The following is a 22,996-nucleotide window of genomic DNA, read 5'->3' on the forward strand; positions in this document are numbered from 1 at the left end:
TTGCGCATCGAAATAATTGACCGGTTAAATACTAAAGCCAGCGGCGAAAATCAATCGTTGAGTGGTATAAACTTTGATCCAGTCCACAAAAAAAGCACCTAAATAGGTGCTTTTTTAGCTATTTGTGCACTGTTTGCGCTATTGCTGCAGTTCCTGTTCGGTGAACAGATCGGCAAACAAAGCGGTGCTCAAGTAGCGCTCACCTGAAGAAGGCAGAATAACCACAATTGTCTTGTCGGTAAAGTCGGCTTCTTCGGAAAGTTTGACGGCGGCTGCAACGGCGGCACCGGAAGAAATCCCGGCCAGGATGCCTTCTTCTTCCATCAGACGGCGTGCCATGCTGATGGCTTCGTCGTTGGTGATCTGCTCAACGCGGTCAACCAGGCTCAGATCCAGGTTGCCAGGAATAAAACCTGCCCCGATGCCCTGGATTTTGTGCGGGCCTGGTTTGATTTCCTGGCCTGCCAACGCCTGGCTGATGACCGGTGAGTCGGTCGGTTCAACCGCCACGCTGGTGATGGCCTTGCCCTTGATGTTCTTGATAAAGCGGCTGACGCCGGTCAGCGTGCCGCCGGTGCCGACGCCCGCGATAAAAACATCGACCTCGCCATCGGTATCTTCCCAGATTTCCGGGCCGGTGGTTTGTTCGTGGATTTCCGGGTTGGCCGGGTTGCTGAACTGTTGCAGCAGGATGTAGCGGCTTGGATCGGTGGCCACAATTTCTTCGGCCTTGGCGATTGCGCCTTTCATGCCTTTGGCACCTTCGGTCAGCACCAGATTGGCACCCAGCGCCTTGAGCAGTTTACGACGCTCGATGCTCATGGTTTCCGGCATGGTCAGCGTGAGCTTATAGCCACGTGCCGCGGCAACAAACGCCAGGGCGATACCGGTGTTGCCGCTGGTTGGCTCCACCAGTTCTTTGCCTGCGCTCAGAATGCCACGTTTTTCGGCATCCCAAATCATATTGGCACCGATGCGGCATTTGACGCTGAAGCTTGGGTTGCGAGATTCAACCTTGGCGAGAATACGTCCGTTGCCGATACGGTTCAGACGAACCAGCGGCGTGTGGCCGATTGTTAATGAGTTGTCTTGATAAATCTTGCTCATGGCCCGTCCTTATAACTGTATGAAATGTAGGGAACATCGAAAGCATACGCTAACGGTCTCGGCAGGGAAGTAAAGAATTGGTATATCGATATGTTATTAGAGAATAAGTTTTATACCCGTCGTCTTTCAAGCTACAGCTTGAAATCCATAGGGTAATCTCATCATCAGGATGGGCGCCAAAAGCGCCCTTGTGCAAGAAAAAATCTTACCTACCCAATTAATGACGAACAAATTGTGCACGATAACGGTCTACCCACATCGCCGTGGCACCGCATACCGCCACCGGCAGGATCACCAGATTGAGGATGGGGATCATGGTGAACAGGCTGACCAACGCGCCAAACTGTAGGTTGTCGGTCTTGTGCTGACGCAACGCCTGACGCATCTCGGCGAAGCTGACCTTATGGTTATCAAACGGATAATCGCAGTATTGAATGGCCAGCATCCAGGCGCTGAACAGGAACCACAGCACCGGTGCCAACGTTTGGCCGATGCCCGGTATAAAATAGAGCAACAGCAGGCCCAGCGCGCGCGGCAGGTAATACATCAGCTTGCGCCATTCACGGGACATGATGCGCGGCAGATCTTTGACCACGCCGAGCATACCGGTATCCGGCAACGGTTTGCCGGTCAGGCTGCCTTCGAGCTGTTCCGCCAACAGCCCGCAAAACGGGGCGGCGATCAGGTTGGTGATGGTACTGAACAGGTAACTGAACACCAAGAGCACGGAAATGACCGCCATCGGCCAGAGTAAATAACTCAGCCACTGCAGCCAGCTTGGTACGTGGCTCATCATGCTGGGGATCCAGTCGCCCAGTTGGCTAAACAGCCACCAGAAGGCAGAACCCATCAGTAGTACGTTCACCAGCAATGGCAAGACGACATAGCGTTTAATTCCTGGGCGCGAAATCAGGCGCCATCCTTGGGCAAAATAGTGGAAGCCGTTGGTGGATCCGACAGGGGGAGGTACATGGGACATATCTTAAGATTTTCTCTTTGGCTTAACAGGCTAACCTATCATATAGGGTTGATTTTCCACTGGCTAGAGCCACTTTGGCTGAAAAAACAGCAAAAAAATGCCGAATAATCATCTTTATTGGCATAAAGTTCAGCACGGACTTGCACTTGTGCCTGCGGGCAAATAGAGTTAAAGAGTGAATGTTTGCCGCGGTGGCAATGTCTTGGAACAACAGAGATAGCAATGATGCAGGATTTGCGTCTGATATTAATCGTTGTTGGCGCGATCGCCATAATAGCGTTGTTATTACATGGTCTGTGGACCAGCCGTAAGGAACGCTCGTCCCTTTTTCGCGATCGCCCAGCCAAACGCTCAAAAAATGAGCGTGAACCTATACCACTTGATGATCCTGCCGAAAGCGTGGGAGAGGTACGTATCCGTGCCACTCGCGCAGAAGCTGAGGATGAACCATCAATGGGCCATATCGATGCCGCACGTGAAGAGCCGGTGATTGCACCAAGGCCTGCTCCTGCAGCAGCTCAACCTGCGCCTCGGCCAGCCCAACCCGCGCCGCTCTCCCAGCGGCCGGTGTATGATGACATCCTGCTGGATAACTATGCCCAGGACGAAGAAGACGAAGCGCCGCAGCAACCTGCTGTGCGTCGTGAGCCGCGCGTTGACGATATGCCTCCGGCACCTGCGCCAGAGCCAGCCTTCCATCATGAAGAGCCTGTGCATGAACCGCAGCCAGCGCCGGAACCGTTGAAACCGGCAAAACTGCAGGAAACCGTATTGGTGCTGCACGTTGCAGCCCATCAAGGTGGCGTGATCGGTGGTGAAGTGTTGCTGCAAAGCGTACTGCAGGCGGGCTTCCAATTTGGAGAAATGGGTATCTTCCATCGCCATATCAGCCCGGCAGGCAGTGGCCCCGTGCTGTTCAGTCTGGCCAATATGGTCAAACCTGGGTCATTCGATCCGGAAATGATGTCTGATTTCTCTACGCCGGGCGTATCGATGTTTATGATGGTGCCGTCTTACGGCGACGCCAATCAGAACTTCAAGCTGATGCTGCAATCGGCACAACGTATTGCAGATGATGTGGGTGGCGTGGTGCTGGACGATGAGCGCCGCATGATGACCCCGCAAAAGCTGGAAACCTATAAAGCACGCATCCGTGAAGTGTTGGAAAACAACGCCTGACCGGTTGCCTGTGCACTGCATAGTCCGTAATCCAGAACCCCCGCCAGCCGGGGGTTTTTTATCTTTGATGGTGAGCCATGGCATCGATTAACGAAACAATCAATCAACTACGCACCTCATTGCGCCATCACGAATATCAGTATCACGTACTCGATGCGCCGGAGATCCCGGATGCGGAATACGATCGCCTGATGCGTGAGCTGCGTGAGCTGGAAGAAGCCCATCCAGAGCTGATCACCGCCGATTCGCCGACTCAGCGCGTCGGGGCGGCCCCCTTGGCGGCGTTTGATCAGGTGCGCCATGAAGTGCCGATGCTGTCGTTGGACAACGTTTTTGATGAAGAGAGCTACCTGGCGTTTTACAAGCGCGTGCAGGATCGCCTGAAAAGCAGCGAGCCGCTGACCTTCTGCTGTGAACTGAAGCTGGACGGATTGGCCGTCAGTCTGCTGTATGAAGATGGTGAACTGGTGCGAGCCTCTACGCGTGGCGATGGCACCACCGGTGAGAATATCACCTCCAATGTGCGCACCATCCGCGCCATTCCGCTGCGCCTGACTGGTGACAATATTCCGCGCCGGGTGGAAGTGCGTGGTGAAGTTTTTATGCCGCATGCCGGTTTTGAGCAGATGAACGAAGAGGCGCGCCGCAAAGACGGCAAAATCTTCGCCAACCCGCGTAACGCGGCGGCTGGCTCGCTGCGTCAGCTTGATCCGCGTATCACGGCCAAGCGTCCGTTGACCTTCTTCTGCTACGGTGTTGGCCTGCTGGAAGGGGGCGAGTTGCCGCGTAGCCATTGGCAACGCCTGATGCAGTTCAAAGCCTGGGGCTTGCCGGTGAGCGATCGCGTCAAACGTTGTACCGGTAGCGATGAGGTACTGGCGTTTTATCGTCAGGTAGAACAAGACCGCATCAATCTTGGCTTTGATATCGACGGTGTAGTGGTGAAGATCGACGATATCGATCTGCAAGAATCTCTGGGCTTTGTTGCTCGCGCACCGCGTTGGGCCACGGCGTTCAAGTTCCCGGCACAAGAGCAGATCACCGTGGTGCGGGAAGTGGAATTCCAGGTCGGGCGTACCGGTGCCATCACGCCGGTCGCGCGCCTGGAGCCGGTGCTGGTGGCCGGGGTGATGGTTAGCAATGCCACGTTGCATAATGCCGATGAAATCGAACGCCTTGGCCTGCGCATCGGTGATACGGTGATCGTACGCCGTGCCGGGGATGTGATCCCCAAAGTGGTCGGGGTGATCGAAGATCGCCGCCCGCAGGACGCGCGTGAAGTGGTATTCCCACAGCATTGCCCGGTTTGTGGTTCCGATGTGGAACGGGTGGAAGGCGAAGCCATTGCGCGCTGTACTGGCGGGCTGATCTGCGGTGCCCAGCGTAAAGAGGCGCTGAAGCACTTTGTTTCCCGCAGGGCGATGGACGTTGACGGCATGGGCGATAAAATCATCGAACAGTTGGTCGATAAAGAATATGTCAAAACGCCAGCCGACCTGTTCCGTCTTTCCGCCGGTATTCTCACCGGGCTTGATCGCATGGGGCCAAAATCGGCACAGAATCTGGTCAATGCCTTGACCACCGCCAAACAGACCACCTTTGCGCGCTTCCTGTATGCGTTGGGTATTCGTGAGGTAGGAGAGGCCACGGCAGCCGGTCTGGCGGCGTATTTTGGCTCGTTGGAGAAGCTGCGAGAGGCCGATCTGGACGCGTTAAAACAGGTGCCGGACGTGGGCGAAGTGGTAGCCAGCCACGTGGTGAACTTCTTTGCTGAAGCACATAACCAGCAGGTGATCGCTGAGCTGATCAGCTCGGAAATCGGCATTAACTGGCCAGCACCGGTAGTGGTGGTTAGCGATGAGATCGACAGCCCGTTTGCCGGTAAAACCGTGGTGCTGACCGGTTCTCTCAGCCAGCTTTCCCGTGATGAAGCCAAAGATCGGCTGACGGCGCTGGGGGCCAAGGTTAGCGGCAGCGTATCCAAGAAAACCGATCTGGTGATCGCGGGTGAGGCCGCCGGTTCCAAGCTGGTCAAGGCACAGGAACTGGGGATCGAGGTGATCGACGAGGCGGAGATGATCCGCCTGCTGGGGGCCTGATGGAAAAAGAGAACCTGATTGAAATCGCCAACACCGTGATGCCTTTTGGCAAATACCAGGGCAGGGTGCTGATCGACCTGCCGGAAGAGTATCTGCTGTGGTTCGCCCGTAAGGGTGAATTCCCCAACGGCAGACTGGGAATGCTGATGGAAATGACGTTGGCGATTAAAATTGAAGGGTTGGATCACTTGATCAAACCCCTGAAGAAAAGCTGAGTCGATGGGCGTAACGCCATGTTGCGCCCTTCAACGTTTAGATATAAACGTCCACGGCGTTGGCGGCGGTAGGGCGGTTGACGCCATCACCGCTCATGGCCTTGGCCATCTGCTCTTCCTGCTGCTTTTCCATTTCTTGTTTCTGGATGCGTGCGATCTCAGCCTGGAGCATTTGGATCTGGCTCATGATCAGCTGTTTTTGCTGTTCGATCTGTTTAGCGTCGCCATCCGAGTTTTGCAGCTCGACGAGCTTTTGCTGCAGATTCTGGATCTGCTTAAATAGCGCTGAAATACGCGAGGCCGCGCTGCTATCTTTTGGGGTCACCGGTGTATCAGTCTCGGTTTTCTTGGCCTTCCCCCCTTCTGGGGCATTGTTAACCGGTGCCGACATCAGGGCAGCCCCGCCTTTACCGGTGGCGGTAAACACCTCGCGGACTCCGGCAATCGGGTTCTTGATGGGCACAATCATGGTAATGTTGGTCGACATGCGATCCTCCCAGGTAGCTTGTCAGAGGTATCGGCAAATCGCGGCAAAACTTTACCTTGGCGTCAGCTTTAGCTGTGGCCAGAGTTTGAGCCACTGTTTCTCCACCACGCGCTGTTCGAAAGCGGCCAGGTTGTTGCTCTTGGGGTTGAAGGTGATGCTGTGGTTAAACAGCGTCTGTAGGCCGAAAGGGGCGACGAGCTGGATACTGCCATCGGCCTGCAATCTGGCACCCACGGCGGTTTCGATCTCTGTCCAATAACTGATGGCGTCTTCGCTGTCGCGATAGGGCGCGCGGTGACTACGCAGGTGCATACGTGCCTGATTCTTTACCGACCAGGGTTGTGCCGACCACTCCAACAGGCGTGACTCTAGCATCCGGTCGCGCTCGGCATCGTTGTGGCGCGGATCGAAATGGATCACATCGATATCGTTGAGCGGCGTGCTGGCCGTAAAACCATGCAGCCGGTCCCACACCAGATTACGCACAAAACCCGCACCCAGGCACCAATCGTTCAGCCCGAGCCGCCGGGCGGTCGCTAATGCCTGCATACGTTCGCTATCTTGGCGTAACCAATCAATAATCTGTTGCTGTAGTGCCATCAAGAGTGCCATCAATGCTCCTTTGTTTGCGCTACTGTAACCCGAAACGGGCGGCAGTGTGATGGCGATAACGGCAAAAAAAAGCGCGGCATAAGCCGCGCTGAGATTGACTCGGTAACACGTATTCAGAACTGGGTGTTCAGGCTCATAAAGTAAGTCCGACCTGGTTCGTTAAAGGTTGCTGCCCCGGCACCGTAGATATTGACTGCCCCGGTGATTGGGTTACCCACGTTTTGCGAGTTGCCGGAACGGAACTGACGTTTGTCGAACAGGTTGTCGATCCCCGTCGTCACGCTGACATTTTTAGTCAACGCATAGGTGCCGCTCAGGCCAAAGATCGCGTAAGGGCTGACCTCACGAGTTTCCGGGCCACTGGTTGGTTCCCCACGGTAGTTGTATTTCTTCGGCTTTTGACGGCCATACCAGGTTGCGGTGGTCTGCAAAGACAGATCCTGCGTGGCCTGCCAGCTTAGGGTTGAGTTGATGGTGAACTTGGGAATAATCGACAGGTAGTCACCGGTGGTTTTATTCTCGTTCTCAATCATATAGGTGGCGTTGTTGTTCCAGGCGACGCTTTCGCTCACCGGTACGTTCAACGTTCCTTCCAGACCTTGGATCACCGCTTTTGGCACGTTTTCCCAGCGATAGATATCGGTTTTACTGGAGATAGAGGCCGATGGCGAATAGCCCGCTTCGATCTTGTTACGATAATCGTTACGGAAGTAGGTGATACCGGCCAGCCAACCTTCATGGTGGAACTCCAGTCCGATCTCTTTGTTGATACTGTTTTCGGCCTTCAGATCGTCGTTACCCATCAGATAGCAGCCGGTCCCCGTCGCGCTGGCGGCACAGCCCTGTCCTTTGCTGTAGAGAATATAATCGCCGTTGCTCTGGAACAGGTTGGGGGCCTTATAGGCGCGAGCAATACCCATTTTCAGGGTAAACAGATCGCCCAATTCCTGTGACAGGTTAAGCGACGGGCTCCAGTTGTTACCGGCCGTGGAGTGATGATCGTAACGCAGGCCTGGAGTCAACATTGTGGTATCAGTCAACTCGATATTATCTTCGGCAAACAGCGAGAAGATATCCGCGGAGGAGTACGGGCTGCGGTTGCTACTATCGGTGCCTGGGATCGCTCCCCCGGTATTCGTACCGGTCAGCGACTGGGTGGTCGAAGAAGGATCTTTCATCTTCTGTTGATTCCACTCGGTACCCAGCGTTGCGGTTTGTGGCACCCACATATCGAACGGAATGCTGATTTCGCTGTGGGCCAGGAAATCGTCCAGACGGGTGGTATTAAAACTGTCGTTGGCGAAGATCCCTTCGGTGCCCCCGGCCAGCCCTTCGGCTAAACGGGTGTTGCGCGTGCGCTCGAATTGGACATAGTTGTTGGTACTGACGCCGCTATCCCATGCGCCACGATAATTGACCGCATAGGTTTCACGATACATACGGTTGGTTTCGTTACCGTAATTGCTCTGTACTAGCGCGTTGGTGTTGGTGTTCTGGGTATCCCCGGCGTACAGGTTACCCTGGCGGCCATAGGCATATTGGAAATCCAAGGTCTGCAGGTGGGCGAATTCCCAGCTCAGCAAGGCATCGATATTTTTGTCGACCACCCCTTCACGACCGGCAGGCAGAGTATTGGCATAGGTACCGGTACGCTCGGACTGATGCCCTTGGTTAATATCCCAGGCGTCGGCCTGCGTTTTGCTGTAGCCACCGAACAGACGGAAGCTCAACTGATCGCTTAACGGGCCGGAGAGGCTGAAATCGGTACGTTTGGTTGCGCCTTCATCTTTGTGCTGCGGCACGTTGAAATAGCCATTCAGAGAGCCGTGCAGATCCTGGCCCGCTTTTTTTGTGATGATGTTGACCACGCCACCTGCCGCACCGTTGCCATAGCGGGCAGCCGCTGGGCCACGCAGTACTTCGATACGCTCGATCATCTCCGGTGGCACCCAGGCGGTGTCGCCACGGGTATCACGCTCGCCACGCCAACCTTGGCGCACCGAGTTGCGGCTGCTGGCCGGTTTGCCGTCAATCAGGATCAGGGTATTTTCTGGCCCCATGCCACGAATATCGAGTTGGCGGTTGTTGCCCCGTTGGCCGCTGGTGGAGTTACCGGTCAGGTTGACCCCCGGCATGGTACGGATCAACTCATTGATGTCACGAGCTGGAGGGCGTCGTTTGATTTCTTCGGCAGTGATGGTGGATACACCGGGAGCCTGAAGGTTTTGTTTAGCGGCGGTGACCACGATGACATCTTCAGAGGCGGATTCTTTTTTGCTTTTCTCAGCCAGCGCGGCGCTGTCTGAGGTGGTGGCCGTTTGCTCGGCATTGACCGTAACGGAAAATGCAGACGTGCCCAATCCTAACCCGATGAGTGTGGCTAAAGAATAACGAGATAACTTCCGATTCATTTTGAGGTTCCTACCTAACAACCCTTCCTGATGCGGCGCTGTGTGACAACCGGTAACGGAACGGTTTGTTGTAGTTTTATTGTGTAGTCGAAAATAGTAACGAGACCCGGAGGCCAGGCTGACTGGCAGCAAGATCCCGTTCAATAATTCGGCATCCATCCCTGTTGAAGAATGCCCGCTCTATTTCAAGCTTCTCTACACTATTGCAAATGCAAATAATTATCAATAGTATTCCTTGTGCCGTTTGGCATTTGGGAACCGGTGAGTCGCACGGCGTGCCTTGCCAACAACACAATGAGTGGGCGTTTTGAAAACTGAACAACAACCAGCAAGCAGTACGTTATTGGCGAGCAAGCATGCAGGGAGCCACGGTTGGTGGCTGGATATCGCCCGGCGTGGCACCCCCTTGGTGGAACCGCAGGATAATGGGCGATGGAAGGTGACGTTCTTGTGGCGCGACCCTCAGGGCGGTGAATTGACCTCGGCTTATCGGCGAGTCTGGATCCATATCAACTGCCTTACCGATCATCATCAAGCGTCGCCCCCGCAGAGCCTGCAACGGCTTACAGGCTCGGACGTTTGGTATTGGCAAACCGAGCTGCAAGGCGACTGGCGCGGTAGCTACTGTTTTATCCCCAGCAAGGATGATCGTCCGTTCGAACCGCAGGGGGATAATACTCATGCCAACATGCATTCCACACGCCACTGGTGGCACCAGGTGTTTGCCAGCGCAACCCACGATTTGCTCAATCCTTACCGCGCCTGGCCCGGAGTGGGAGGGCATTATCTCTCTGGCCTGCATATGCCGCAGGCTCCCCAACAAACGGCCTGGCGAGACTTTGACAACTATGCGGTGACCAGTGGCCGTTGTACGCCAGCCCCCCCAGCCAAACTGCAACGGCATACCTGGCATAGCCAGCGATTGGGTTCCTCCCGCAACGTCTGGGTTTACTCCACCGGTGAAAGTAACCCGGCGGCGCGGCCATTAGCGATTTTGCTGGACGGCCAATTCTGGGCCAAACAGATGCCGGTCTGGGATCCGCTGATGCACCTGACGCGTACTGGCCAACTGCCAGAGGCGGTCTACCTGCTGATCGATGTGATCGACCAGCAACACCGCGCAAGGGAACTGACCTGCAATGATGAGTTTTGGTTGGCCCTACAGGAAGAGTTATTACCGCAGTTGGCCGACTGGGCACCGCACAGCCGTGAGGCTGCCAGCACCGTAGTCGCAGGGCAAAGCTTTGGTGGCCTGGGGTCGCTCTATGCTGGCCTGCGCTGGCCGGAATATTTTGGTGCCACCATCAGCCAATCGGGCTCTTTCTGGTGGCCACGCCGCGATATGTTGCAACTGCCCACCGTGCCCGAGGATGCCTGCTGGTTGATCCGCCAGGTAGAAAACCGGCAGTTGGGGGGGCGCGGCAAGCTGAAAGTGTTTTTAGAGGCCGGGGCGCATGAAAAGCTGGTCCACCGGGTTAATGACCGCATGGCGGCCCTGTTAAGCACAACGGGGCATCAGGTGCAATATCGGCTGGTGGAGGGCGGGCACGATGCGCTGTGCTGGCGTGGCGGCTTACTCGATGGTTTGCAGGCGCATTGGTCGGAGTTGGTCAACCGCCGTGCCGAATTGAAGCTGTCCGCCAACCCTCTTCATGCTTAAGGAGCAAGTGATGGAAACCTTAAACCCGTTCGATGACGAGCAGCAAATTTGCTACGTCCTGCGTAATGAAGAACTGCTTTACAGCCTGTGGCCGGATTTCAGCGCCATCCCGGCAGGCTGGGTCAGCGTTTTTGGCCCAGCTTCCCGGGAGCACTGTGTTCACTGGCTAGAACAGAATTGGCAGGATATGCGGCCCGCATCACTGCGTAAGGCGTGATGGAGACGCAGCAAGAACCGACAACAGGAGCGAACGTCGTGTCAGAAACCTCTATTTTACCCACCGGGCAACAGGTTACCGTTGAGTTGCCATTGGTGGCGGCGCAGCCCGGTATTTGGGTTGCCGATCAAATTTCACCGTATGGCAATGCTTATGCGGTCGCCCATTATATCGAACTGAACGGCCCGCTGGATAAAGACCATCTGTTACGGGCGATCTCACTAGGCCTGGCCGAAGTGGACACCTTACGGCTGCGTTTCGTCGAGCGTGATGGTGTGCCGATGCAGTATTACGACGCCGCGATGCCGTTGGCTGCGCCGGAATGGATTGATTTAAGCAACTCGGCGGATGCTGACGCGGCGGCCCATGCGCTGATGCAGATCGACCTTGGTGCCGAATTGCGGGTGAGCAGCGGCAAGCCATTGTATCGCCATATCCTGATGCGTCTGGCCGACGATCGCTGGTTCTGGTATCAGCGTTATCATCATCTGGTGGTTGATGGCTTCAGCTTTACCGCCATTGCCCGCCGTATCGCCAATATTTATACCCGCCTATATCAGCACGCGCAGCCGGAGCCGACGCCGTTCACGCCTTTTAGCGATGTGGTGGCCGAATATCAGCAGTACCAGCATTCCCCAGGTTATCAGCGCGATGCCGATTTTTGGTTGAACAAGGCGCGGCAGTTGCCCACGCCAGCCACCCTATGCCCGCAGCCGTTGGCCGGGCAGGCACCCTCGACGCGTATTCACCGCTTGGCACAACTCTGTGCCGCGCAGGATCTTGCGCCACTAGTCAGCGTGGGCCAGCAACAGCAGCTCAGCGCAGCCGATATGGCGATGGCGCTGGTGGCCGTGTGGGTGGCTCGTCTGACAGGCCAAACCCGCTACAGCGCCGGGTTTATTTTTATGCGCCGCATGGGGTCGGCTGCGCTTTGTGCCACCGGGCCAGTGATTAACGTACTGCCGGTGGAGATGCACGTCGCGCCGCAGGCAACGCTGGCCGATATCGCCGCGCAAATCAGCCGTGAACTGAAATTTGCCCGCCGCCATCAGCGCTATGATGCCGAACAGGTACAGCGCGATCTGGGGCGGGTTGGCGACAGCCAGCCGCTGTATGGCACCGTCTTCAACTTCAAGATGTTCGACTACCAGCTCGATTTTGCCGGTATCAAAGGGATCACCCACGATCTGGCCTCTGGTCCGGTGCGTGATTTGGAAATCGCCTTGTTTATCGACGAGGCTGGCACGCTGAAGATTGAGCTATTGGCCAATGCCGAGCGTTATCAGTTGGCCGAACTGACGGAGCACTTACAGCGCTTGCCGCTGCTGCTGCGGCAGTTTGCTGCCCAACCGACATTGCCGGTAAGCGAAGCCGATTTACTGAGTGAAAAAGATCACGCCCTGCTGGCCAAGGTGAACGACACCGCTTATCCGGTGGCAGCACAGACCCTCAGCGGTCTGCTGGCCGAGCAGGCGAATAAAACCCCGGATGCTCCGGCGTTGGCAGATGAGCACTACCGGTTCAATTACCGCGAAACTCGCGAGCAAGTGATCGCCCTGGCCCAGCGTTTGGTGGCTCAGGGTGTGCAGCCGGGAGACATCGTGGCGGTGGCATTGCCGCGTTCGGTCTTCCTGTCGCTGGCGTTAATGGCGATAGTGGAAGCGGGGGCGGCCTATTTGCCACTGGATACCGGCTATCCAGATGAGCGTCTCAGCATGATGCTGGAAGACGCGGCCCCACGGCTGATTATCACCGATGCCTCCCAGCAGGCGCGTTTCGTGGGGCAGGGAGAAGTGCTGTTATACGATGCGCCATTGGCAGCCACCGCTGCTGCTGCAAGCGCGATCCAAGGCCCGACACCGCATCATCCGGCCTATATCATCTTCACATCCGGCTCAACCGGGCGGCCGAAAGGCGTGCTGGTGGGGCATCAGGCTATCGTTAACCGTTTACTGTGGATGCAGCATCAGTACCCGCTGGCGGCAGATGATGTGGTGCTACAGAAAACACCTTGCAGCTTTGACGTTTCAGTGTGGGAATTCTTCTGGCCACTGATGGTGGGTGCGCAGTTAGTGATGGCACCACCGGAGGCGCACCGCGATCCCGAGCAACTGCAAACGCTGATTGATCGGCATAAAGTCACTACGATGCACTTTGTTCCCTCAATGTTGGCAGCCTTTGTCGGTGCGCTGGACAGTGCAACCGCCATCGCCCATTGCCAGCCACTGCGTCAGGTGTTCTGTAGCGGTGAGGCGTTACCGGCAGAGCTGTGCCGTCTGTGGCAGAGCCGCACTCAGGTACCGTTGCATAACCTCTACGGCCCTACCGAGGCGGCAGTGGACGTGACCTGGCATCCGGCCTTTGGTGACGCCCTTGCTGCTGTCACTGGCGCTAACGTTCCCATCGGCCTGCCGGTGTGGAATACCGGTCTACGTATTCTCGACGCGCGCTTACGCCCAGTACCACCGGGCGTGGCAGGCGATCTTTATCTGACCGGTGTGCAATTGGCTCAGGGTTATCTGGCCAGACCGGATCTGACCGCCAGCCGCTTCGTTGCCGATCCGCAAGGCAACGGTGGCCGGATGTATCGCACCGGTGATGTTGCCCGCTGGCTGCCAGACGGTGCGGTAGAATATCTGGGACGCAGCGACGATCAGCTGAAAATTCGCGGCCAGCGGATTGAACTCAGTGAGATCGACCATGCCTTGCTGTCACTGCCGGGCGTACGTCAGGCGGTGGCCCATGCCTTGGTATTGGAGGGCACGGTCGCCGATGCGATGGGTGGCGATGCTCGGCAACTGGTGGGCTATCTGGTCCCGCAGCCCGGGGTGTATCTGGATAGCGAAACCCTGCGTGCCGCGCTAGCCGATCGCTTGCCGCCGCATATGGTGCCAGTCGCGCTGGTTGAAATGGCCGAGTTGCCGCTGAGCGCTAACGGCAAGCTCGATCGCAAAGCCTTACCGCAGCCGCAAACCGGTGCCGGAAAGGCCGGACGCGAGCCAGAACCCGGGTTGGAAAGCGAGATTGCTACCGTCTTCGCCCGTTTGCTCCAGCGTGAACAGGTGTTTGCCGATGACGATTTCTTTGCCTTGGGCGGGCATTCGTTGCTGGCGATGCGCCTGGCCGCCGAGTTGCGGCGCGATTTGGGTAAAGCGGTGTCGGTTGGTCAGGTGATGGTCGCTTCGAAAGTGGAGCAACTGGCTCAGCTACTGGCGGAAGAACGCACGCAGGAAGAGGCCGACCAATGCGGTTTCGACAGCGTGCTGCCGCTGCGCGTCACCGAAGGCCCAACGCTGTTCTGCCTGCACCCGGCTTCCGGCTTCTCCTGGCAGTTCAGCGTGTTGCCGCGTTATATCGATCAGCATTGGTCGCTGGTGGGCATTCAGTCTCCACGCCCGGATGGCCCTCTGGCGCTTGGTGAGGATATGGATCAGGTCTGCGATGCGCATCTGGCTACGGTATTACAGGTACAGCCACACGGCCCGTATCACTTTATCGGTTACTCCTTGGGGGGAACGTTGGCACAAGGTATCGCAGCGCGTTTGCAGGCGCGTGGGGAGGAGGTTGCTTTCCTTGGCTTGCTGGATACCTATCCGCCAGAAACCCAGAACTGGGACGTGATGCTGGACGACAACGTGCTCAAGGAGGTACAGCGAGAGCGAGAGCAGTTCCTGGCGGTATCAGAAGATACGCTCGATCCGGCGCTGGGCGAGACGCGGGTCGCTATGTTTGACAATATCGAAGCCAACTACGCGGATTCGGTCAGGCTGCTGTCACACACCCATACGGCGCATTTCCAGGGGCAGGCGACGCTGTTTGTGGCTAAGCGCACCTTACAAGCAGGCATGGATGTGCATCAGACCTGGGCGGAATATGTCGATGCGTTGCAAGTGTTTGAGCTGGATTGTGCGCATGTGGATATTGTTTCACCGGCTTCGTTTAAGGTGTTGGGGCCATTGTTGAACCGGGTGTTGCGAGCACTGTAACAGTGACGGGGGAATAATAGTTGCCGGTATCGAATCCTCAGTGATAAACATAGCGCTGGCCATACTCCACGAAAGGGGCGAACTCTAATGAGGCTCGCCCCTTTCGTATTTATAAGTTAACGTTGTTTACTATCCGCTGGCTGAATTGAACATAAAGTTTTAATTGAGCAGCATTTATGCAATAGCCGCATTTTTCCTGGCTTAATGTCCTGGCTGTTATAAAAGTGCTTATCGGCTATACTCCTGCCAGGATTCAGGATGTTATCCAGAGGCAGGGTTTTATCTCCCTGAATGCGGTTGTGGAAATTAAAAAGGAGGAAATATCCACATATTTGTTGGTAACAAGTAAAGAGGCATTATGACCAATCGTAAACATGTAACCCCATCCGAAGTAGAAAAATTGCTTGAGGCAACCCTTAAGGGTAAAAACCCTGAGCGTGATTATTGTTTGATCTGGATGTGTTTTATCCATGGCTGCCGGGTGAGTGAAATCAACAGTTGGCGGCTTGCCGATATCGACCTGGAAGGCGGTAATATCTATATCCATCGGTTGAAGAACGGCTTCTCAACCGTCCACCCTTTGTACGTGCGCGAACGTAAATGCCTGCAGCGTTGGCTGGCCAAGAGAAAACAGTACCGTGGTGCAGACACGGAGTGGTTGTTTCTTTCTAACCGTGGTTCCCGCTTATCACGCCAGCGTATTTATTGGTTAATCCGTAATTACAGTGAGGCGGCTAACCTGGAAGTTAATGCACATCCTCATATGCTGCGTCATGGCTGCGGTTTTGCCCTGGCAGACCGTGGGATCGATACGCGTTTGATTCAGGACTTTCTTGGTCATAGGAATATTCAGAATACGGTGCTTTATACGGCCAGTAATGCCAGGAGGTTCAGGGAAGTATGGTGATGGGTGAATGGAAAAATATGTCTAATGAGTCACTTTGAACTAAATTGCAACATACTCTAAGGATACACCAAAATAATGTCAACACTAACTATTCAATATTTCATGGTTTCGTAAAAAATACTTAAATAACAATGCGTTAAAGTTTGTTTTTTGTCTGCCCCTCCTTAAGTAAATTCTATGTATTTTCTTGCTTTAAACTCTAAAAAAACCAATGTTAAAATTTTCTAAATTTTCACCCAGTTAATTATGCTGTTTTTTTTATTTTGTAAGAGTAATTATTTGAACTACTCCTTTCTGGTAGCCATCCGTGGCTCATTTAACTAAAGGAGTCACTTTAGTTCAAAATGAATCGTTTGGCTGGAAAGGTAACGCTACCCAATCGCTATTTGCGGAGGTGGTTTTCAGTCTGTGAACTAAATAAAAAGGAGTGACATAGGGTTATGTCAACAATAAACAAGTGCGCGTATTGAAGTGCATTATTTAAAAGGAAAGTAGTATGAACAAGAATCTAATCGCTGTTGCTGTGTTGGCCGCCTCTGCATTTACCTCTCAGGCAGTTATTGCTGCGGATGGTACTGTTAACTTTACAGGCACGATCATCGAAACTGGTTGTGAAATGTCTTCTACCATAGACGACCTGACTGTTCCTATGGGAACTATTGCCGCGTCAGCATTCAACGGTGCAGGCAGTACTCCAACAGGTAATACGGCTTCTTCCGGGGACTTCAAGATCAGGCTGATCAACTGCCCAACTACCGTTAGCAAGGCGGCCGTTCGTTTCGATGGCGTCAGCGTTGATGGCAATGACAGCGTTCTGGCTCTGACCCAAGGCGCTGGCGTGGCAACTGGCGTAGGTATCCAGATCACCGATCCGGCGAACAAGGTTGTTTCTATGCACAAAGATTCAACCATGACTACGTTGTCTCATACTGAGGAAAACGTTCTGAAATTTGTTGCACGTTACTACGCAACGGCGGCGAAGGTGGAGGCCGGTACTGCAAACGCAGCGGCTGCTTTTACCATTCAATATGAGCGTGATTAAGTTTTTATCCGCCCTGTTCTCTACTGGGGCATAAAACCTGGTCAGGGGGGCACAAGCCACCCCTGGCTATTCTCTCAATGGTTTAGGGATGAACAAGCAATGAAAGTTTGGCGGAGCACAATCGTTGCCGCGTTGCTGTTGGCGTGTGGTGCCCAGGTGCAGGCAGGCGTCATTATCGGCGGAACCCGTTTGATTTATGACGGGGGTAAAAAGGAAGCGTCGCTGGGGCTCAGCAACCCGGATAAAGTGCCGTATCTGATCCAGTCTTGGGTCGACTCGCCTAAAGGGGTGGCCTCTAAAGCTCCGTTTATTATTACCCCCCCCTTATTCCGGTTGGATGGCGAGCAAAACAACATTCTGCGGGTGGTGCGTGTAGGTGGCGATTTACCGAACGATAAAGAGTCGCTTTTCTGGCTGAATATCAAGACCATCCCTTCCGCAGAGAAAAAAGCCAACACCCTGCAAATTGCGGTCAAAACCAGCATCAAGCTGATTTACCGGCCACGGGGCTTGCCCGGTTCAATGAACGAAGCTGCCGAGGCATTGACCTGGCAGCGTAGCGGCAATGCACTTCAGGTCACCAATTCATCGCCTTATTACATCGCCTTCTACAAGGTCAAGCTTAACGGTCGTGAAGTGAAGAGCGCCACCATGGTCGCACCGCAATCCAGCCGGCGTTTTGAATTACCGGCCGGAAGTGCCACCGGTGGGGCGCTGAGCTGGGAGATTATCAACGATTACGGCGGCACCAGTGCACCGTTTATCGGGAATATATAAGGCGCTTATCAGGATAAGTACAGTTCATCCCTGTAACAGGCAGTGGCAGGGGTAAGGACGCGGCTTGCCGAATTTTGCTGGCATTGCTGATAAATGGAGTTAAATGGATGAAAAACCCGAAGCGTATAGGTTCTCGCGGATTTAACCGTACCCCGCTGGCGTGGCTGATCTCATGTCAGGTCGCCATGCTGATGGGGGTTTCCGGTGGTGTGCAGGCCCGTGATTACTTTAACCCGGCCCTGCTGGAGCTTGATAGCCCGTCTCTGCGGGGTGCTGATCTGGCTGTTTTTGAGGAAGGCAAAACCCAGGCTCCAGGTAAATACCGGGTTGATATCTATTTAAACGGTGAGATGTACGATACGCAGGATATCGATTTCTCTTTGCAAAGCGATTCTGCGGGTAAAATTAGCCTGCAGCCCTGTCTGAGCAGCGACATGCTGGAGGCCATGGGCGTGAAGATCGCCTCCTTCCCCGCAATTCAGGCTACCGGGCAGTGCATCGATCTTGCGCAGGTCATTCCCTCGGCATCGGCCACGTTCCGTTTTAACCAGCAACGGCTGAATGTGAGTATCCCGCAGGCGGCGCTGAATACGACAGCCCGTGGCTATGTTGCACCTGAAAAATGGGATCAGGGTATCCCAGCATTACTGGTCAACTATAGCTTCAGCGGCGCCAGCAACAGGACACGTAACAGCAAACAGAAAGACAGTGAAAGCTATTACCTCAACCTGCGTTCAGGGCTTAACCTCGGCGCCTGGCGCTTGCGCAACTACTCGACCTGGAACCGTAGCAGTGGTGGTCAAGATCACTGGAATTCCATCAATACCTATCTGCAACGCGACATCGTCGCGCTGAAGAGCCAACTGATCCTGGGTGACAGTAGCTCGCCGGGTGAAGTCTTTGACAGCGTATCGTTCCGCGGGGGCCAATTGGCTTCGGATGATGAGATGTTGCCGGACAGCATGAAAGGTTATGCACCTACGGTACGTGGCATTGCGCGTAGCAACGCCCAGGTCACTATCCGCCAGAACGGCAATGTCATTTATCAAAGCTACGTGCCGCCTGGGGCCTTTGAAATCACCGATCTTTACCCGACGGCGGGTAGTGGTGACTTGAACGTGACCGTTAAAGAGGCCGATGGCAGTGAACAGAACATCGTGGTGGCGTTTGCTGCCGTACCGGTGCTACAGCGCCAGGGGCGCTTGAAATACAGCCTGACCAGCGGCCAATATCGTTCATCCAACAGTTACGTGGACGATACGCCGTTTACCCAAGGCACGGCGATCTACGGCCTACCGTGGGGCGCTACGCTCTATGGCGGCATGCAGGCAGCCAGCAAATTCCAGTCGCTGGCGTTCGGTTGGGGCCAGAATATGGGGGCGATCGGGGCATTTTCAGCTGATGTCACGCAGGCGTGGGCCAAGCCGGAATATGCAGACAAAGAAAGCGGCCAGTCATGGCGTATGCGCTATGGCAAGAACTTTACCGACAGTGGAACCAGCTTTAGCCTGGCGAGCTATCGCTACTCAACGGCGGGCTTCTATACGCTGCAGGAAACGCTGGATACCTACACCGGGGGACGCTCTTCGCCAAACAATAGCCACAAGAAGAGTCGTGCCGAACTGTTGCTGAACCAGCGCCTATGGGAGGGGGCAGGAGGGGTGTCGCTCAGTCTGTATAACGAAAACTACTGGAATGACAGGCGTCGCACCCAGTCGGCGAGCGTCGGCTATAACAATAGCTGGAATGGCATCAGCTATGGCCTGAACTATACCTACAACAAAAACGCTTATGACAGCCGTGGCGATCGTTTAACCAATGATGACCATATCTTTGCCTTCAACGTCAACGTGCCGTTGAGCAAATGGCTGCCAAACACCTATGCGACCTACAACCTGAATACCAGCCGCAACGGTAGCACCAGTAATGCGGTCGGCCTGAGCGGTACCGCCTTGCCAAATGGCAATCTGAGCTATAGCGTCAGCCAGGGTTATACCAGCCAGGGCACGGGGGCTTACGGTAACAGCAACCTCAACTATCGCGGTGGCCTGGGGCGGGTGAACCTGGGGTATGGCTATAACCGTTCCCAGCAGCGTCTCAACTACGGTTTAGCGGGCGGTATTCTGTTGCACGAGAATGGCCTGACGCTGTCGCAGCCAATGGGTGACTCGGCGGTGCTAGTCAGAGCGCCGGGAGCTAAAGGCATAAACATTAGCAACCAGACCGGGGTGAGCACCGACTGGCGCGGCTATGCGGTGGTGCCTTACGGTTCAGCCTATCGCAAAAACAGGATTTCCATAGATACCACGACCCTGCCGGATGACGTGGATATGACCCTGAGCAGCCAGACGGTGATCCCAACCCGTGGCGCTATCGTGCGTGCCGATTTCAAACCCAATATTGGTCAGCGTGTGCTGATGACCCTGCTGATGCAGGGCGGTGCACCGGTGCCGTTCGGTGCAACGGTGACCGATAGCAACGGTGGTGATAACAATGCCAGCATCGTGGGTGATGCCGGTCAGGTGTTCCTCTCAGGGATGGCTGGCAGTGGCAAGTTGAACGTGAAGTGGGGCAATGCCGCCTCACAACAGTGCCAGGTATCTTACAGCCTGCCGGAGCAGAAAGAAGCTAGCGGTATTCGTTTGATGAACGGCCAATGTTTATAAAGGGTTAAAGATGAATAAAGTGCAGTCGATAGTACGCAGGTCGGTAATGGGGATTGCCCTGGTCGGTGGCTTGGGGACGATGCAACAGGCATTGGCAGAAGGAACGGGTCCGTGTTGGCCAGTCGATGCCCCTCATCAGTATACTGTCAATTTTGATAAGGAAATGTTAAGACCAGACGATAATGCAGCGGGTAAGCCGCCGATCAAGGATGGGGAAATAGACCATGATTGGAAAGGCAGCGGGGCTGCTCCATATCTTGTTAAATGCCAATGCAGCAACAACCAGATGAGTGCATCCTATATTTCGGCTCAGCCTACGGAAGAAATGGGGGGAATTATACATACAGATGACGGTTGGAATTTTTATTTAGTACCGGGTACAAATAAGACTCTTGCCATTGCTTCGCAGGTATATATCGGCGGTGCAACAAATCGACATTTCTCTGTACCGTTTGTGGGAGTAAGCAATGGTTGGGAAGGAGATACCTCATCGTGCGATGGCACTTCATCTAAAGGTAAAGAATATGCCAGTGGTGGTAATGGCATGATTAACCTATTGATTGTTAAGCCATTTGTCGGCGTGATGCCAATTAACGCGCATATTTTGGATATTTATATCGCTGCAAAGCAGTCAGGAGGTAGTGTTAGTGGTAATCCCGTAGCAAAAGTGACGATAAATGGGACGGTCAAAGTGCATCAAAGCTGCGAAATACATAATGCCGCGATCCCTATAAACTTTGGCGATATTATGTCCGAGAGCTTCAAGGTTGCCGGAGAGATGCCTGTCGGTTTTGATAATGTGTATAAGGGGCATCTGACGATGGACTGCGGCAATATTTCCAACGGAGTGGAAGTCTACCTGACGCTGAAAGGGGAGCCTAATATTCATAACAAGACGGCATTACGGACGACCAAGGAGGACGGGTCTGAGAATGAAGATATTGGCATCAGGTTTATCAATAATGTCAGTCCCGGGGAACCGGTCATTATACCCTCCCCATCCGTAGAGGATGCGCCGAGCTCGGCTAGTTTACTGCCAGTAAAAATGACAGGCCTTGGTCAACTGATTAGTACGGGTGAGACATCGTTTTTGGCCTATCCGATCAGTACGACGGGTAAGCCGCCAGAGGTCGGGAAATTTAATGCGACCGCGACGTTAAATGTGCATTTGGAGTCGAAAAATTGATGAGATGGGCTGTGGTAACCGGGTGCTTTGTAAACAGTAATTAAGTGCGGACCAACTATAGGAAGGAACATATAAATGGATATAAACAAGTTGTTTAAAACGACGGCGCTATGCCTGGCGTTGGGTGGGATGGGCATTAGTGGTGCTGCGCTGGCAAACCAGGCAACCTTGCATATTACCGGTACGGTTAAGGCATCACCCTGTGTGATTGACACCGATGACGCCAATAAAACGGTTCCTCTGGGTGATATTCAAGCCTCTAATTTGTTTGCTGATAATTCCCATTCTGGATGGGCGGATTTTACCATCACGCTAAAAGACTGCCCTGCTGCAACAAATCGGGTCGTTGCCACGTTCAGTGGAACACCAGCAGATGAGAACCCAAACATGTACAAGAATGATGGCGATGCGGATTCTGTTCAGATCGAATTGGTAGACAAAGCTGAAACTCTAAAGTTGGGCAAGGGAGCGACGATGAAGGTTGAGGTTGGCGCTATTACCCCTAAGCAAGCGATTTATAATTTGAGAGCTAGAGCCTATAGTACGGCCGGTAACGTAACGCCCGGCAGCATATCAGCCGCTGTAACAATAGGGTTTGTGTACGAATACGAGCCATAATCCCCTCTAGCCATAAGAAAGCCTGGCCCCATTTTCTCATGGCAGCTTTACCTGTGTCTTTTGTGTTAATCGCTTTGGGGCTTATTTATCGTTTATCGCTGGCTTTATTTTAATTTTATTTGGTCAATAAGAATAAAAAAAGATAACTCTCATCAATAAGAGAGGGGATGACATTTTTGCACACCAAGTTATCAAGGAAGTAAAAAAGGGAATTCGGCAGAAATGGGAGGTTTAATTGTGACAACGGTTCATACTTATCAGAGAGGGAGTGCGCATTCCCCCAGCCCTTATGGACTAAAGGGGGACGGGGTGATTGTAATGGAGTCTTGTCCCATTACGGCACTCGGCATGCGTAATATTTTGGCTCAGTCCTGTGGCCTGACGGATGAGGTGCAGCGGGTCAGTAATCTGGCACAAATCCCGGGATTGATGCGCCATCGCCCGGCCCGGTTGTTGATTATGGAACTGTGCGGTGAGGAAGAGTCGGTTCTGGATGGCTTAAGGCTGATTGCACTTTGTCTGGAGCATTGGCCCACCACGGCGATGGTCGTGTGTACCGCACTTGACGATCCCCGGGTGCTGCAATTGCTGACCGCATCAGGCATCAAAGGGCTGGTGCTCAAACAGGAGCCTGCCGTGGCGTTGACGCAATGCGTACAGCAGGTGTTGTCGGGCTGTCGTAGCTATAGCCATAAGGTACGGCAATTGCTGAGCGGTCAGTCTGCCGTTGGCAAAGCCTTGACGTCCCGTGAGCTGGATGTGTTGGCGCACCTGTTTTCCGGTAAAAGCGTGACCACTGCCGCGTTGATGATGCACCGCGATGTCCGCACCGTCAGTACCCATAAGCG

18 protein-coding genes are annotated in these 22,996 nt (G+C 54.3%); 13 read left to right on the forward strand and 5 right to left on the reverse strand.

The genetic code is table 11. The annotated features are described in order from the left end of the window. Nucleotides 1-138: 138 nt before the first annotated feature. Together cysK and cysZ are read right to left on the reverse strand one after the other, a co-directional pair. The gene (cysK, locus tag KAJ71_RS14010; RefSeq protein WP_248946290.1) at nucleotides 139-1,107 is read right to left on the reverse strand and encodes a cysteine synthase A; all 969 of its coding nucleotides are present in this window, start codon (nucleotides 1,105-1,107) and stop codon (nucleotides 139-141) included. A gap of 217 nt (nucleotides 1,108-1,324) precedes the next feature. Further along, nucleotides 1,325-2,086, reverse strand: a complete 762-nt coding sequence (gene cysZ / locus KAJ71_RS14015) for a sulfate transporter CysZ (protein ID WP_248946291.1) — start codon at nucleotides 2,084-2,086, stop codon at nucleotides 1,325-1,327. A gap of 222 nt (nucleotides 2,087-2,308) precedes the next feature. Between cysZ and zipA the strand changes: the two genes are divergently transcribed. From zipA to KAJ71_RS14030, 3 genes are all read left to right on the forward strand, one after another. Continuing rightward, nucleotides 2,309-3,265: a cell division protein ZipA gene (gene zipA, locus KAJ71_RS14020; RefSeq protein WP_248946292.1), complete on the forward strand. Its 957-nt coding sequence runs from the start codon at nucleotides 2,309-2,311 to the stop codon at nucleotides 3,263-3,265. 77 nt (nucleotides 3,266-3,342) lie between these two features. Continuing rightward, nucleotides 3,343-5,364 carry an NAD-dependent DNA ligase LigA gene (ligA, locus tag KAJ71_RS14025; RefSeq protein ID WP_248946293.1) on the forward strand — a complete coding sequence of 674 codons (2,022 nt, stop codon included), beginning with the start codon at nucleotides 3,343-3,345 and terminating at the stop codon, nucleotides 5,362-5,364. After that, on the forward strand, nucleotides 5,364-5,579 hold the full coding sequence (locus KAJ71_RS14030; RefSeq protein WP_021178683.1) for a DUF3820 family protein: 216 nt from the start codon (nucleotides 5,364-5,366) through the stop codon (nucleotides 5,577-5,579). The genes ligA and KAJ71_RS14030 overlap by 1 nt, the downstream gene beginning before the upstream one ends. Nucleotides 5,580-5,616: 37 nt before the next feature. Here the strand turns inward: KAJ71_RS14030 and KAJ71_RS14035 are convergent, their stop codons facing one another. The 3 genes from KAJ71_RS14035 to KAJ71_RS14045 all read right to left on the reverse strand — a co-directional run bounded on the left by KAJ71_RS14035 (nucleotide 5,617) and on the right by KAJ71_RS14045 (nucleotide 9,089). After that, on the reverse strand, nucleotides 5,617-6,066 hold the full coding sequence (locus tag KAJ71_RS14035; protein WP_248946294.1) for a FlxA-like family protein: 450 nt from the start codon (nucleotides 6,064-6,066) through the stop codon (nucleotides 5,617-5,619). A gap of 51 nt (nucleotides 6,067-6,117) precedes the next feature. Continuing rightward, on the reverse strand, nucleotides 6,118-6,666 hold the full coding sequence (locus tag KAJ71_RS14040; RefSeq protein WP_248946316.1) for a nucleotidyltransferase family protein: 549 nt from the start codon (nucleotides 6,664-6,666) through the stop codon (nucleotides 6,118-6,120). A 125-nt stretch (nucleotides 6,667-6,791) separates the two neighbouring features. Further along, entirely contained in the window at nucleotides 6,792-9,089 is a 2,298-nt protein-coding gene (locus KAJ71_RS14045) for a TonB-dependent siderophore receptor (protein WP_248946295.1), read from the reverse strand. Between the two features lie 307 nt (nucleotides 9,090-9,396). On the opposite strand from KAJ71_RS14045, the gene fes reads away from it, so the two are divergent. The 10 genes from fes to KAJ71_RS14095 all read left to right on the forward strand — a co-directional run. Then, nucleotides 9,397-10,749 (forward strand): enterochelin esterase, encoded by a 1,353-nt coding sequence (gene fes, locus KAJ71_RS14050; protein ID WP_248946296.1) that lies wholly within the window; start codon nucleotides 9,397-9,399, stop codon nucleotides 10,747-10,749. A gap of 10 nt (nucleotides 10,750-10,759) precedes the next feature. Next, the gene (locus tag KAJ71_RS14055) at nucleotides 10,760-10,966 is read left to right on the forward strand and encodes an MbtH family protein (protein WP_021178678.1); all 207 of its coding nucleotides are present in this window, start codon (nucleotides 10,760-10,762) and stop codon (nucleotides 10,964-10,966) included. 38 nt (nucleotides 10,967-11,004) lie between these two features. Further along, a complete protein-coding gene (locus KAJ71_RS14060; RefSeq protein ID WP_248946297.1) occupies nucleotides 11,005-14,952 on the forward strand; it encodes an enterobactin synthase subunit F in 3,948 nt (1,315 codons plus the stop codon). A gap of 358 nt (nucleotides 14,953-15,310) precedes the next feature. Then, nucleotides 15,311-15,859 carry a tyrosine-type DNA invertase gene (locus tag KAJ71_RS14065; protein WP_248946298.1) on the forward strand — a complete coding sequence of 183 codons (549 nt, stop codon included), beginning with the start codon at nucleotides 15,311-15,313 and terminating at the stop codon, nucleotides 15,857-15,859. A 496-nt stretch (nucleotides 15,860-16,355) separates the two neighbouring features. Continuing rightward, complete coding sequence (locus KAJ71_RS14070) at nucleotides 16,356-16,901, forward strand: fimbrial protein (protein ID WP_248946299.1); 546 nt, start codon at nucleotides 16,356-16,358, stop codon at nucleotides 16,899-16,901. A 99-nt stretch (nucleotides 16,902-17,000) separates the two neighbouring features. Continuing rightward, complete coding sequence (locus KAJ71_RS14075) at nucleotides 17,001-17,678, forward strand: fimbrial biogenesis chaperone (protein WP_248946300.1); 678 nt, start codon at nucleotides 17,001-17,003, stop codon at nucleotides 17,676-17,678. Between the two features lie 107 nt (nucleotides 17,679-17,785). Continuing rightward, nucleotides 17,786-20,344, forward strand: a complete 2,559-nt coding sequence (locus KAJ71_RS14080; protein ID WP_248946301.1) for a fimbria/pilus outer membrane usher protein — start codon at nucleotides 17,786-17,788, stop codon at nucleotides 20,342-20,344. Nucleotides 20,345-20,354: 10 nt separating this feature from the next. Then, nucleotides 20,355-21,530 carry a fimbrial protein gene (locus KAJ71_RS14085; RefSeq protein ID WP_248946302.1) on the forward strand — a complete coding sequence of 392 codons (1,176 nt, stop codon included), beginning with the start codon at nucleotides 20,355-20,357 and terminating at the stop codon, nucleotides 21,528-21,530. A 75-nt stretch (nucleotides 21,531-21,605) separates the two neighbouring features. Continuing rightward, complete coding sequence (locus KAJ71_RS14090) at nucleotides 21,606-22,148, forward strand: fimbrial protein (RefSeq protein ID WP_248946303.1); 543 nt, start codon at nucleotides 21,606-21,608, stop codon at nucleotides 22,146-22,148. A gap of 348 nt (nucleotides 22,149-22,496) precedes the next feature. After that, nucleotides 22,497-22,996: response regulator transcription factor (locus KAJ71_RS14095; protein ID WP_248946304.1), on the forward strand; the 500-nt coding region annotated here is incomplete at its 3' end.

Source organism: Serratia silvae (assembly GCF_023282985.1).
GTDB classification, from domain to species: domain Bacteria; phylum Pseudomonadota; class Gammaproteobacteria; order Enterobacterales; family Enterobacteriaceae; genus Chania; species Chania silvae.

Excerpts from the sequence above, each read along its gene's own strand:
- KAJ71_RS14090 (WP_248946303.1), top strand. The coding sequence starts at position 21,606 with ATGGATATAAACAAGTTGTTTAAAACGACGGCGCTATGCCTGGCGTTG.
- KAJ71_RS14065 (WP_248946298.1), top strand. The coding sequence starts at position 15,311 with ATGACCAATCGTAAACATGTAACCCCATCCGAAGTAGAAAAATTGCTT.
- cysZ (WP_248946291.1), bottom strand. The coding sequence starts at position 2,086 with ATGTCCCATGTACCTCCCCCTGTCGGATCCACCAACGGCTTCCACTAT.
- KAJ71_RS14045 (WP_248946295.1), bottom strand. The coding sequence starts at position 9,089 with ATGAATCGGAAGTTATCTCGTTATTCTTTAGCCACACTCATCGGGTTA.
- cysK (WP_248946290.1), bottom strand. The coding sequence starts at position 1,107 with ATGAGCAAGATTTATCAAGACAACTCATTAACAATCGGCCACACGCCG.
- KAJ71_RS14075 (WP_248946300.1), top strand. The coding sequence starts at position 17,001 with ATGAAAGTTTGGCGGAGCACAATCGTTGCCGCGTTGCTGTTGGCGTGT.
- KAJ71_RS14040 (WP_248946316.1), bottom strand. The coding sequence starts at position 6,666 with ATGGCACTACAGCAACAGATTATTGATTGGTTACGCCAAGATAGCGAA.
- KAJ71_RS14055 (WP_021178678.1), top strand. The coding sequence starts at position 10,760 with ATGGAAACCTTAAACCCGTTCGATGACGAGCAGCAAATTTGCTACGTC.
- zipA (WP_248946292.1), top strand. The coding sequence starts at position 2,309 with ATGATGCAGGATTTGCGTCTGATATTAATCGTTGTTGGCGCGATCGCC.
- KAJ71_RS14035 (WP_248946294.1), bottom strand. The coding sequence starts at position 6,066 with ATGTCGACCAACATTACCATGATTGTGCCCATCAAGAACCCGATTGCC.
- KAJ71_RS14085 (WP_248946302.1), top strand. The coding sequence starts at position 20,355 with ATGAATAAAGTGCAGTCGATAGTACGCAGGTCGGTAATGGGGATTGCC.
- KAJ71_RS14030 (WP_021178683.1), top strand. The coding sequence starts at position 5,364 with ATGGAAAAAGAGAACCTGATTGAAATCGCCAACACCGTGATGCCTTTT.
- ligA (WP_248946293.1), top strand. The coding sequence starts at position 3,343 with ATGGCATCGATTAACGAAACAATCAATCAACTACGCACCTCATTGCGC.
- KAJ71_RS14070 (WP_248946299.1), top strand. The coding sequence starts at position 16,356 with ATGAACAAGAATCTAATCGCTGTTGCTGTGTTGGCCGCCTCTGCATTT.
- KAJ71_RS14080 (WP_248946301.1), top strand. The coding sequence starts at position 17,786 with ATGAAAAACCCGAAGCGTATAGGTTCTCGCGGATTTAACCGTACCCCG.